At 46.4% G+C, this 11,724-nt stretch carries 15 protein-coding genes and 2 pseudogenes; 5 read left to right on the plus strand and 12 right to left on the minus strand.

Annotated elements, in window-relative coordinates:
- Positions 1-139 precede the first annotated feature (139 nt).
- Positions 140-331, minus strand: a complete 192-nt coding sequence (locus Xbud_RS20250; protein WP_211283545.1) for a hypothetical protein — start codon at positions 329-331, stop codon at positions 140-142.
- Between the two features lie 339 nt (positions 332-670).
- Entirely contained in the window at positions 671-904 is a 234-nt protein-coding gene (locus tag Xbud_RS17650; protein WP_099137342.1) for a hypothetical protein, read from the minus strand.
- A 599-nt stretch (positions 905-1,503) separates the two neighbouring features.
- On the opposite strand from Xbud_RS17650, the gene Xbud_RS17655 reads away from it, so the two are divergent.
- Together Xbud_RS17655 and Xbud_RS20760 are read left to right on the plus strand one after the other, a co-directional pair.
- Positions 1,504-2,085 (plus strand): hypothetical protein, encoded by a 582-nt coding sequence (locus Xbud_RS17655; protein WP_099137343.1) that lies wholly within the window; start codon positions 1,504-1,506, stop codon positions 2,083-2,085.
- A gap of 199 nt (positions 2,086-2,284) precedes the next feature.
- Positions 2,285-2,401, plus strand: coding sequence for a type I toxin-antitoxin system SymE family toxin (locus Xbud_RS20760; protein ID WP_145956664.1), 117 nt, complete (start codon positions 2,285-2,287; stop codon positions 2,399-2,401).
- A gap of 133 nt (positions 2,402-2,534) precedes the next feature.
- Here the strand turns inward: Xbud_RS20760 and Xbud_RS17665 are convergent, their stop codons facing one another.
- From Xbud_RS17665 to Xbud_RS17685, 5 genes are all read right to left on the minus strand, one after another.
- Positions 2,535-3,020: an IS630 family transposase gene (locus Xbud_RS17665; protein WP_211283546.1), complete on the minus strand. Its 486-nt coding sequence runs from the start codon at positions 3,018-3,020 to the stop codon at positions 2,535-2,537.
- A 31-nt stretch (positions 3,021-3,051) separates the two neighbouring features.
- The gene (locus tag Xbud_RS17670) at positions 3,052-3,375 is read right to left on the minus strand and encodes an IS630 transposase-related protein (RefSeq protein WP_099137345.1); all 324 of its coding nucleotides are present in this window, start codon (positions 3,373-3,375) and stop codon (positions 3,052-3,054) included.
- A gap of 100 nt (positions 3,376-3,475) precedes the next feature.
- Positions 3,476-3,559 (minus strand): VENN motif pre-toxin domain-containing protein, encoded by an 84-nt coding sequence (locus Xbud_RS21475; protein ID WP_099137346.1) that lies wholly within the window; start codon positions 3,557-3,559, stop codon positions 3,476-3,478.
- 82 nt (positions 3,560-3,641) lie between these two features.
- A complete protein-coding gene (locus Xbud_RS17680) occupies positions 3,642-4,019 on the minus strand; it encodes a hypothetical protein (RefSeq protein WP_099137347.1) in 378 nt (125 codons plus the stop codon).
- A gap of 130 nt (positions 4,020-4,149) precedes the next feature.
- Complete coding sequence (locus tag Xbud_RS17685; protein ID WP_099137348.1) at positions 4,150-4,398, minus strand: hypothetical protein; 249 nt, start codon at positions 4,396-4,398, stop codon at positions 4,150-4,152.
- Between the two features lie 143 nt (positions 4,399-4,541).
- Between Xbud_RS17685 and Xbud_RS19665 the strand changes: the two are divergent.
- A pseudogene (locus Xbud_RS19665) lies at positions 4,542-5,596 on the plus strand (IS3 family transposase).
- 228 nt (positions 5,597-5,824) lie between these two features.
- Here the strand turns inward: Xbud_RS19665 and Xbud_RS17700 are convergent.
- Positions 5,825-6,862, minus strand: a complete 1,038-nt coding sequence (locus tag Xbud_RS17700; protein WP_099137351.1) for an IS110 family RNA-guided transposase — start codon at positions 6,860-6,862, stop codon at positions 5,825-5,827.
- Between the two features lie 309 nt (positions 6,863-7,171).
- Here Xbud_RS17700 and Xbud_RS21015 point away from each other — a divergent pair, with 309 nt between their 5' ends.
- Positions 7,172-7,414 carry a SymE family type I addiction module toxin gene (locus Xbud_RS21015; protein WP_099137353.1) on the plus strand — a complete coding sequence of 81 codons (243 nt, stop codon included), beginning with the start codon at positions 7,172-7,174 and terminating at the stop codon, positions 7,412-7,414.
- Between the two features lie 41 nt (positions 7,415-7,455).
- Here the strand turns inward: Xbud_RS21015 and Xbud_RS17715 are convergent, their stop codons facing one another.
- From Xbud_RS17715 to Xbud_RS17730, 3 genes are all read right to left on the minus strand, one after another.
- Positions 7,456-7,839 carry a hypothetical protein gene (locus Xbud_RS17715; RefSeq protein WP_046396846.1) on the minus strand — a complete coding sequence of 128 codons (384 nt, stop codon included), beginning with the start codon at positions 7,837-7,839 and terminating at the stop codon, positions 7,456-7,458.
- Positions 7,840-9,417: a VENN motif pre-toxin domain-containing protein gene (locus Xbud_RS17725; protein ID WP_244590024.1), complete on the minus strand. Its 1,578-nt coding sequence runs from the start codon at positions 9,415-9,417 to the stop codon at positions 7,840-7,842. It lies immediately after the preceding gene.
- A gap of 311 nt (positions 9,418-9,728) precedes the next feature.
- On the minus strand, positions 9,729-10,622 hold the full coding sequence (locus tag Xbud_RS17730) for a hypothetical protein (protein ID WP_099137354.1): 894 nt from the start codon (positions 10,620-10,622) through the stop codon (positions 9,729-9,731).
- Positions 10,623-10,972: 350 nt separating this feature from the next.
- Here Xbud_RS17730 and Xbud_RS17740 point away from each other — a divergent pair, with 350 nt between their 5' ends.
- Positions 10,973-11,248 carry a hypothetical protein gene (locus Xbud_RS17740; RefSeq protein WP_099137356.1) on the plus strand — a complete coding sequence of 92 codons (276 nt, stop codon included), beginning with the start codon at positions 10,973-10,975 and terminating at the stop codon, positions 11,246-11,248.
- A 229-nt stretch (positions 11,249-11,477) separates the two neighbouring features.
- Here Xbud_RS17740 and Xbud_RS17745 read toward each other — a convergent pair.
- A pseudogene (locus Xbud_RS17745) lies at positions 11,478-11,724 on the minus strand (site-specific tyrosine recombinase XerC); the annotation flags it as partial.

Raw genomic sequence — 11,724 nt, forward strand, 5'->3', positions numbered from 1 at the left:
CGTGGTTTCACTGAGTAATGCGGGGTTCAAATCGGTCGTAAAACCAGACCGGATGGGCTATGGACGTTTGCCGCTTTGCGGCGTCACTTGGTAATCGCTACGCTTTAACACAAGTGACGCCGCGCCGTTTTCGGGACGTTTATCGTGATAAATGCAAAATGCAGGTGAATGTTGTACCGGTTAAAACAATATCGATCAGTGTGAGACAAAGCCAATTCTGCTCTGTTGTATGGGTAGCCGGTGATGAATACCACCGGGAGACTTTCATCGTCAGATCGTGGGTTATTGGTCTGATGATATCTGCTTCCAAAAGTGCGTAGATGTACCGCATTGCATGCACTCCCTTTCAGGCTACGGGAGTTTTTGTTCGCCGCTCAACGCTGATCCTTACAGGCAATGGATCATTGGTAACAGTTAAATACCTTATCGATTAGGTTGAGCGAGGTCAAATTTTTGTTTGATGATGAATTGTGGTGGAAAATACCATTATTTTCATGATGGAAACAATAGTATTTTTCTCTGTTTATAATGTAGACAGGCTTGTGAGATGAGATGTCCGTAATTGCTATACCGCGACAAAATTACTACATCTCAATAGGTTAAAAATTTGGAGCCGCTGTGGGCGGTTATCACAAGAATAAAGCCATTTCCCTTTATATGCCGTATTCTTTCACTGATCGTGACCTGTTCTGTTCCATGCCGTCAGAGAGATATTAAAAGCCGGATTGTGCTCATTATCATGTTTCAACCCGGCGAGGCGGCAGGCAACAATAAAGGCCATCATACAAGTGTAAGAATTGCCTGTATCTTCTTTTTTGACTTCACGTTGCCAATGCTTAATGGTGTGCTTCCAGCTATACGCTGTATATTTCCTGTTTGGTTTCTGGTTAGTCGTGGTGATCAAGTCGCTCCAGTATAAGAAATCAATGCACTGACGAACCTGCTCAATAAAATCTTCGGTTGGCAGTCTATTGGGTGACTGTTTCCTTTGCGCTTCGTGCGCTCCTATAAGCCATTGTCGTGAGCATCAGGATTATTTTCGTTCAATTTGTACCAGTTCACGAGCTATTTTGTTCAGAGTGATGTTTTGCGGGGAATCGGTAAGGTATTGTTTCATATTATGACCTGTTATTTTATTAATGGGTTATAGGGGTTCCCCTGAATCAGTCAGTTATGGCTAATAAAATTTACTTTCACTGGTTGACCTGATACTACAGTGTTAGAAGTAGGTTATACATACTATTCATAAAGTTGTTTTAAAAAATATTGATAGATTTTTTAAAATCTGGGTAGAACCGTCATTCCGCGGCTATATCTGTAATATGCTGATTTCAAATGAATTGCATAAAATTTAATTGATTATTAATTAAAACAATAAATTACGAATGCGGTGCGGAATTTCGGGTAGAATATTTCTTGATATCCCAATTACTTTAAATAAATAATAACGTTTTTTAATAAAATTATTAATCTACCAATATCTAAAGCAAAAAAGGAGATAACATGAAAAAATTAGTAATTATGCTTACATTAGGAATAGTTAGCTTTGGAGCAATGGCAGTTGATGGGTATAAAGATGCAAAATTTGGCATGACAGAAGAAGAGTTTCTTTCGAAGAAGTTATGTAATTTTGAAAAATTTGAAGAAAGCCCTAGAATAAAAGAAATATCGCTTTATTCGTGCTCTGACTTTTTGCTTGCTAACAAAAAGCGTGGGGCAATGGCATTTTTTTTAAATGGAAAATTTAAGAGATTAGATATTGATATTGGCTCATACGTGAAGCCAGTCAGCAAACTGTTAGAGAAAAAGTACGGAGAACCGTCATCGTACTCATCAAAAGAAGAATATGAGAATGCGCTAAAAAATAATGGAGCTATATCAGTAGGTTATGATGATAATACGATATTAGTTGATATACGTATCATATGTGTCAAAGAAGGTAAAGAAACCAGCCAACTGATTTATACGAGTCCAGATGTTTATATGAACACAGATTTCGAAGAAAAAACTCAGGAATTAAAAGAATCAAAGGAATTTCAGGAATTACTGGACTTAGATCGTAAAAAACTGGAAGAAGATATTTAATTTTTATTTGAGATGATATCGACGGGTTCCCGCACTAGAAAAAGCGGTTCGGGTTTCAGCATCGGGTCAGTCCACTGTGCCGCCATTGGGTCACATGTTGCTGTTTTTGTTCGGGGGTGTATCGGTTACGGCGCATGATTGGGTCTCCCAATAAAAAATCAGAAGCCGTAGCGTGCAGGAGCCGAATGGACGGAACAAGGTGAGATCACCAGACGCTTACGATGCTTACGAAGAAGCTGGGTTTACTGCCAGACAGGCGGTGAACATCACCGTTGAACGGGAACAGTTGATTATCCGGCTTGTTGAGAAGAACTGACGGCTAAAGGGAAGATCCCAGCACTTAGGCTGGGATCTGTATCAACTCTATTGCAATTGCTTAATCTCTTTATCTAACCAGTTACGATGCTTTTCTATCAATAGGTGGTAATTCTCTTCCGAATATATCTGAATCAAAATAATTGGACATATTTCACATACGCCATAAACAGTTCATCAATTGAACACCTTTCTCGTCTTCTTATCGCTTTGACTTCAGCCCATTTCAGTTCGATGGGATTCAGATCCGGGCTGTAAGGGGGCAACCATTCCAGCAGGCAACCGTGGTCTGCTATCGCTTTTATCGTATCATGCCGTTTATGGAAGGGGGCATTATCCATGACAATCACGGCTCCGCTTGGGAGTTTGGGCAGCAAATCTTGTGTCATCCAGGCATGAAAGACATCCGCATTAATGTTTCCAGAAAATAAGCTTAAGGTCACGAAGGTCTTTTTGAGGATCGCGCCAATGATATTAATGCGGCCTTTAGCCTGCCAATCGTGTGTGCCGAAGCAGCGTTGCCCTTTCGCCGAATAACCATGTGTGCGGGGCATGGACTGCGAAAAACCGCTTTCATCCAGATAAACAATTGGTTTCCCCGCCTGTTCGTAGTGGCCGATGCGTTCGACAAACGCCTGACGAACCTGAGCGTCAGCGTTGGGGTGTCTTAGCGTTTTTTTTGACTGTCATTTTCAGCCGTTTCAAGGCGTAGTGGATAGCAGACTGCGCGACACCCAAGCGTTTTGCTCTTTCCCATTGATAGTCATCGGGGTAATTTTGAACATCGGTGAGAAGCGCTTCATCACTGATTTTCGTGGGTGGCTTATTGCGTGTCACACAGGGTTCTATTTTGTGACTCCACCGAAATAAGGTGCGCATAGAAATATCAAAATGGGTACTCGTTTGTTCGAATGTCAACGAATGCTTGTCTTTGTATGCCAGTACTCTCTTTCGAAAATCCAGACTGTAGCCCATCTCACTTTATCCTTTGTCATGTGAATCCAGATATTATGTCATATTAATATGATTCTGCTATAGTACTCTGTCGGTGAAAGATTATTACCAACACCTTGGACTACTCCGCCATGCCTTTTGGCAGGCTCAACGCATTATTCTCAATCGCATTTTTCGCTGTCTGCGCTCCGTCCACACCGGACACTTACTCAATTAGCTGACGAATAAAAGAACGATCCAGCTTTTTAGGACTGGGATCTTTTTTACTTTCTCAACAGGATACAGCGCTAAGAGTAACGCTCTGTAAGTGCTTTCATATGTCTTTCTACCGTTTCTTTACTGTCAGGAAAGGCATTGATATAAGCATTAGATACATATTGCATCAGCATAACAAATTGATTTGGGCTGATTTCTGAACTTTCAAATTCTCCAACATAAAAAGTAACTAAATCAAAATCTTCTGGATAATCCAGATCTTGATCTAATACATATTCTAATCCTTCATGTACTACACACCCAATTCCCTTTGAGGCATCCAAGAGAAATTTTATGAAGCTCATTTTTTCTTCATTCAGCATAGTAAACATGAGATAGTATAAATCTTCACCATCATTGTTTGCTAAATACTCTTTCGTCTCGTCTAACCATTTCGTTTTATCACTCATGGAATATTCCTTGGTGGCATAGTGATGAATGCATTACTAATTTCCCCACTTTTAGCATCTTTCGTTATCCGGATCGTTGAGAATAACTGATGGTTAAAAAAGCGATCTCGGCTCAAAGCTGGGATCTGTATTATCTTCGTCGTTTAAAAGGATGATAATAAGCAATCCAAGTACCTATCCCAAGTATTGGCCCTGCAATAATCGCTGCTCTAAAGGCTTTTTTTACATATTCAAATGAAAAAAAGAATTCCCCATTCATAAAAAGCCATATCACACATTTACCAACAAAAAAACCGAATATAAATATTAGAAATAAAGAGAACGTCCACATAATACTTGCAACTATAAATAATATTATTTGTTTATTTTTTTGATGCATTACCTTCCTCCTTAGCTTTTTCTTTTTTTATTTCCTCTTGGATCAGTGTGTTTGATAATTCAGTTGTGTAGTGGTATAAGGATCTCGGACACTTCAAAAGCCTGCTAATGTTATTAACATGACAATGAGGTGTGACGATGAAATTGAAACCCACCCAACGCCACTATTCCGCTGAATTTAAGCTGGAAGCGGTTCAACAGGTTGTTCTCTATCAGCAGCGGGTGGTTAAGGTTGCCCGTTCACTGGGGATTGATGCCAGTACCCTGGGAAAATGGGTTCGCCAATACCAGGCCGAAATGCAGGGAATTACACCTGTGGGCAAGGCACTGACGCCTGAACAACGCCAGATACAGGCCTTAGAGAAACAGGTGAAACGCCTGGAAATGGAAAAAGAAATCCTAAAGCAGGCGGCCGTGTTGATGAGCGAGATGCGCTGTGGCGCTATGCGTTGATCACACGGCTGCGCATCCGGGTTCGTGAACGGTATGACCAAAGCCGGGGGCGATAGGCAGTCGCACATGCTGACAAATGAAGGGAAACCGGTTGGACGTTGGCGGGCCCGGCGTCTGAGGCAGGAATGTGGGTTACAAAGCCGCCAGCCGGGGGCACATCGCTATCGCCCGGCAGGGAAAGAAGCGCCGGCCTCCCCTCCCCCAATCGGTTAAAGCAACAGTTTTCGCCCAACGCGCCGAATACTCAGTGGTGCGGTGATATGACGTATATTCGAATTCATGATGGCTGGTGCTATCTGGCGACCGTGATAGATTTATTTTCCCGCCGCGTTGTCGGCATGGCGATATCGGTTTCACCGGATGCTGAGCTGGTCTGCCGGGCATTGAACAATGCACTTGAAACCCGTCATATTAAGGGGCGCCTGATATTCCATTCAGATCAAGGAAGCCAATACAGCAGCAATAAGTTCCGTCGTTTATTGTGGCGAAACAAAATTATCCAGAGCATGAGCCGACGCGGCCATTGTTTAGATAACGCCCTAATGGAAAGGGTCTTTCGCAGTCTGAAGAGTGAATGGATCCCTCCGGAAGGCTATCGGGATATCCATGATGCAATACGGGATATCACTCAATATTTGGGCGGGTATTACAACCACATCCGTCCTCATCGCTTTAATGGGGGAATTTCTCCTGCTGAATATGAAAGGCAGTGGGAAGAGGCCAGAAATGTGTCCGGCATTTCTTGACCATATATGGACGCCCCGGTTGTGCAAGCACTAAATTGATACGGTTTGCGACCATATATCCGGCGTCATTATGGACTCATTTGTCCGCGCCATGATGTCATCCGCACCCTGTTTCCTTATCACTACACCGGTATATCACTACCTTGGTCAATATCAGGCTATGGCAGGGACGGGAGCCGTTTTCTCATCAGTGTTTGCAAACTCGATAAAATGCCCGTTTTAGGTGACTCAATTAACGGACAGAAAAGCTTTTTTCATATTAAAATCCACGTTATCCCGCAGAACACGCCAAATAATCCGGGTCAGTTTGTTGGCTAAAGCCACCGTGGCTTTCATGAACCCGCACCGGTCAATCAGTTTTCTCAGCCACTCTCCCAGATAATCATCCCGTCTTTGAACACAACGCATCACGGCACGGGCACCGTGAATGATTAACGTTCGCAGATGACGATGGCCATTTTTGCTCAGGGAAGACAGACGGTTTTTTCCTCCTGAACTGTGTTGCCGGGGAACCAGTCCACACCAGGCAGACAGTTGTCGGCCATTGGCAAATTGGGATGCCCTGACGTCACTCACGAAGGCGGCCGCGATAAGAGGACCAACGCCGGGGATCGTGAGCAGATGCTCATAACCCGGTTGCTGACGGGAAAGTGCCGCTATTTCGTTATCCATGTCATGAATGCCGGTGTTCAAATTCTGCATCTCTTCCCATAAGGTATGCAATAAACGACGCAGTACATAAGACAGGTTAGTGCTGCCATCTTCCAGAATCTCAGCGAGATGCTGTTGAAGTTTTTGAATGCCGGCAGGCACAATCAGTCCCGATTCAGCTAGAAAAGCCCGCATTTGGTTAGCAAGTGCGGTACGCTGTTCCACCATGAGTTGCCGGGCACTACGCAGTGCCTTGATATCTTGCTGTTCCACGGTCTTGACGGGAACAAAATGAAGACCTGGACGACAGGCAGTTTCACAAATAGCCAGCGCATCATTGGCAGCGTTTTTTTGATGATGGCTGAAGGCCTTGACGTGTTGAGTCGGGACTAACCTGACGGTATATCCCATCGCTTGCAGCGTTCGCCCCCAGTAGTGAGATGTTGCACAAGCTTCCATCGCAATGACAGTGCCGGGCGGAAAAGAGCGCACGGTATCAAGCAATTTTTGCCGTGAGATTTTTCGGTTCGAGGCGACAGAACCGTCCGCCATCCAGACACAGACTTGAAAAACGTTTTTGGCGAGGTCAATGCCAACGACTTTGATCGTATTCATGATAGGTTCTCTCCCGAAAAATTCAGTGCATCGGAAAGAAAGAGGGCACTATTTGCCGCTGAAAAAGGGGTCGTCCATCACATCACTACACTCTGAGGCACTGTGGCTTTGGCTTGCATATGACCTTGCATGACCACGCGGTTTTGTTCAGGGAAGCCCCCGGGGGCTGCACGGGGTGGAGATGGCGAGCACGGGGACGAGCAACGGAGCGCAGCGCGAGCCGCGCGCAGCCAGTGCAGCAGGGTTCAGCCCGCGTCGTGCCAGCCAGGCTTTGGCTTCCGGTGACGCCAGTATCAGAGGTAGTTAGCTATGGCTGAACGCGATTGTAATGTAAATTCAGGCAGTTCGAAAGCGCAACCCCGCTATAAGGTCGGCTATATCAGCCGATGTCACGCCGACCGGAACACCGGCATGACCCGCTATTACAGCCAGCATCCCAGATTGCATCTTAAAGGTAATTGGCTGGAAGAAGCGGGCTTTGCCACCGGGCAGCCAGTGCAGGTCAGTGTTGAGCACGGACAGTTGATTATCCGGCTTGTTGAAAACGGCTAAAAAGGAGATCCCAGCGCTTGGCTGGGATCAGTATTTATTGATTACCACCACTTAGGATAATCATTAAATGCCTCGTACAATGCACATTTCGACTCATCGGTCAGCTTTTCTCTTCCTTTTGCTGATGTGATATAACCATCTAGATTTTCTTTGGCACATGACCATTCAAGTGAGTCCTGAACAGGGTTTAATAGCAATTCAAAAGCCCCATTCATATCTTTAAGACGAGCTATATCATTTCTACGTAAGTTGTCGATAAATGAGTCAAAACATTGACATTCTATCCATAGCTGCATGTCCACGTCTAAACTATATCCAAACTTATCTACTCGGATTGTAAGATTAAATTTCATTGACGGTACATGCTCATCAAGCTCTATTACATCTAATGTAATGTTTATAGGGTTTTTAATTTCTATATCCATTTAATGTGCTCCTACATAACGGGCATGGATGATCGTTGGCAACTCAGTTGCTGTTCGTGGTGGTTTAATTTCTAGTTGCCAGCCATCTACAGTAATTCTCTCACCATATGGCATTTTGTTTTTTGTGGCAGTATTTACAGCAGATTGGAAACTTCTTAGTTCTTGTTGACTAGCCAGTCTCACAGCTTCAGGCGTATGCGTAACAGCTTTTGATGCTGCGTATTCCACCATATGTTCGGTAGCATTTCCATGTACCCAGACTTTCTTCCCGTTCGGTAATGACATTTCAAAAGATTTAGGAATTACGGAGCCAGGATACATTGGCTGGGTGCCTTTAATGGAATCGAAAACAGTTCCTGTTGACAACTCACTATTCTTCACAACATTTTCTTTTTTTCCGTTTGACAATGACTTCCCATCAAACTTACCAACCGGATGCTCAACATTCGTCACCGTGCCCTTATCCTTCGGACTAAATTTCCCTTCTCCTACTTTCCATTGCGGTGATGAACCTTCTGCTTTGCTACCCGAAACAGGATTTTTAGCCAGTGCCAAGAATGCCTTAGCCGCCACATACTGCATCACCTTTGCTTCACTGGTCGGGATGCCGCTGGCCACAATTTCAGCCGCTTTCTCCGGCGTCATTTTTTCATTGGACATCACCACATCTAATGGCACACCGAAGAAGTTACCCCACGCCACAATCAGCCCTCTGGCCGGATCTTGCCCTTCAGGGTGCGTACCTCTCGCTTGTTTTGCCAACGCTTCCGACAATTCATCCGGGGTTGCCCCTTCCCTGAGCATTTGCATGGCGAGTGAATTCTGTGCCCGACCGTACTCCGCCATGCCTTTTGGCAGGCTCAGCGCATTATTCTCAATCGCATTCTTCGCTGCCTGCGCTCCGGCAACGCCGCCTGCGGTAGAATTAGTAGCCAGCCCGGCCGCAATCCCGCCTGCCAAGGTCGACAAATTACTGACGGTTTCCTTCTCCGTCGGTGGGAGATCTTTCGGGTTCTTATCTCCGTACAGTGCACTCATAATAGCCGAGGCGGCCAGTTCGCCGCTCACCGCGCCCGTTGCCCCGGCAGTGGCCGAGCCCCCTTTTATTTCTGCGATAACCCCGCCTAAGATTGCATGCGTCATCAGGTTGGTGGCTTTTTCTGCCGGCGTCAGATCATCATAATGCGCTTTACCCTTATAGGTCAGTGCCTTCACGCCATTGGCCAGATACGGCGCTGCCCCGCTGGCAATGGCCGATGGGATGTCGCCGCCCGCTAAACCCTGCAACGCCCCGATGACCGCCGTCACCGCCTGACGCTGGCGGCTGCCGATATCCGCACCCTGCTCTTTGATGGCACCGTCATAGGCGAGCTGATATGCCCGGTCAGCAACAGATTTCGCATCAATGGCCTGACCTTCGGCCGCCAGTTGAGTTCTGGCTTGTTCTTTCAGCCGCTGCTGCGTTTGCGGATCTTTCAGGTCTGCCGTGGCTTTCTTCGTCGCCTTCATCGCTTCATGCGTATTGTAGATATCCATCACCTGGGTGCCGATTTCAGCGATAGCCTGTGCCTGCGCCAAGTTGCTGACAGTTTACCAAGAAGTGATCCCGACCATATGGTCGGGATCACTTCTTCATACACAATAGCGATAATGTGGCTTATTTCTTATAATAATATGATATCCACAATATTATTCCTAAGGGTACTCCCATTAATCCTAATTTCATTGACAAAAATAGATTTTTATTCAAATAACTTTTTATATCATCCCAATTATTAGAGGAGGCTGGACTCAACCAACTCATAAAAGAAAAAACAATAAAAAGAGCAAGAAAAATAGAAACATATGAGTAACAACATAAAATAACTAGATGAATACACGTTTTTTTCCTATTTTTCACCTGTAACCTCTTTTTTAGAAAGACTATTTACCGTTGATTCAGTAGTTGCACTACCTACAGTATTCCCTATTATATTTGGTATTGGGTTTTGTTTTACTGGTTTCGTAATTGTCCAAACACCTGTCGGTACCCATTCATACTGTTTAGATATAGGGTTTAACACCTTATCCATAGGTACTTTTATTACCGCTGTTCCTGTATAACCTATGCTTGCTCCAGCTTTTGCCATAAGTGCTCCAAGGAAAGGATCATCACCTTTAATTTCTGCCGTATAATAACCACCTACTGCGTTCCAATTAACTGTTGGGGTATATCCTTTTCCTCCGGTAATTAAACCAACAGCTCCGGCTCCAATCACGTCTGATAATGTTACATTTCCTGAAGTACCATACTGAATTGCTGCGTTCATTCCGCTAGAAACTCCCGCAGCCAATAGTTGCTCTTTTGCTCCAGCTCCATTAATAATGGCCTTGCCACCAAAGACCATCACAGGCCATGACGTTGGATCTAAAGCGACAGCGGCAACTCTGTTAGAAGTGGTAATATTATCCTTCAAAAACTGTAAATCCTTACCATTCAAATACTGTACTATCTTGATAGCATCGGGATCTTTTAGTTTCTCTGACAATCGAATTTGTAACGATCCCTCATCAAACGCTACATTCGTATTTGCTTGAATAATTTCTTCATAAGTCACGCAGGTAATACCACCTCCTTTGCATTTTTCCTCTAATTCGGCACTATTCTTATTGCTGATGTCCAAATACTTCTGAATGACAGCACCGCAGTCCCCTCCTTTGGCCTTACACTCGGCCAACTCTTTATCAAAACGACGGCTTTCGTCTTCGTGCAAATAATTATTCTCAATAACAACCCATTCCATTGCGAAGTGAGCCAGAGAACAGCGATTTTCCCTGTCCACTCAGTCAGTTACAACCCGTTTTTTCCAATGTGCGTTCACCGCCGAACCCAAAACCCCTTGACGCGCTTTTCGCCCCTGAACGCCGGTTTTTCCCGCCGCGCTCTTGTCAGTGTAGCGCCTTTTTCGGCAACGGGCGAACGTCGCCCAACTTGTTTGGGCGGCGGGTGCCCGTTCTGCGTGCGCGGGCGGCATAGAGCCCGCAAGCGGCGCCCCTGCGACGCTCTGAGGCACTGTGGCTTCGGCTTGCATATGGCCTTGCATGACCACGCGGTTTTGTTCAGGGAAGCCCCCAGGGGCTGCACGGGGCGGAGATGGCGAGCACGGGAATGAGCAAGGAGCCTGCGACTGCGAACCGGGCGCAGCCAGTGCAGCGGGGTTGGGGCGGGGGGAAGTCAATGAGCGGAGGCCGCAGGCCGACCTGCCTTCAGGGTTGTTGGCCGGACGTTGGCACGGCAGCTAAAGAAGAACACGGGTTTTTGCCGAGGACTGGCTCAGCGGCTGACAGCAGAAGGCGTCAGCCTTGTGCGCCACACCCGCCAATGCCGACCCGCGGGGGCGCAAGACATAATGCCAATTATACGCATTAAGCCGCGCATGAATGCTCAGGCGGTTGCCCTGGCTCACCGGCGCAGTGCGTATAATTCCCCCGCATTATGTTGAATAGGCGTTGGGCGGCCTGGACCGGCTCAACGGGGACGCCCGTGGTTGAGCCGCCTGACGACTATTTACCCCCGCGTGCGCCGAGGCTAACGGGCAGTCCGGCCACGGTCTGCCCCCACACCGAACCCGCCCAACTCAACGGGGGCGTACGGACGGTCAGCGGCTATCGGGGGTTGAGGTCGGCTCTGAACTGTCCGGCGGCGTGTCCGTGTCGGCGTTATCGTCGGCGTACAGGTCGGCCAGTAAACCCACCTCATCGGCGTCGCTGACTTTTTCGTCGGCCATTTGCTCCGCCGGATGGGTGCTGGCGTGCACCGCCTGCAAGGCCCGGATAGAGACCTGCGTATACACCTGGGTGGATTCCACGCTGGCATGGCCTAACATGGCCTGTATCCAGCGCAGG

It is taken from the genome of Xenorhabdus budapestensis (assembly GCF_002632465.1).
In the GTDB taxonomy this organism is placed as follows: Bacteria; Pseudomonadota; Gammaproteobacteria; order Enterobacterales; family Enterobacteriaceae; genus Xenorhabdus; species Xenorhabdus budapestensis.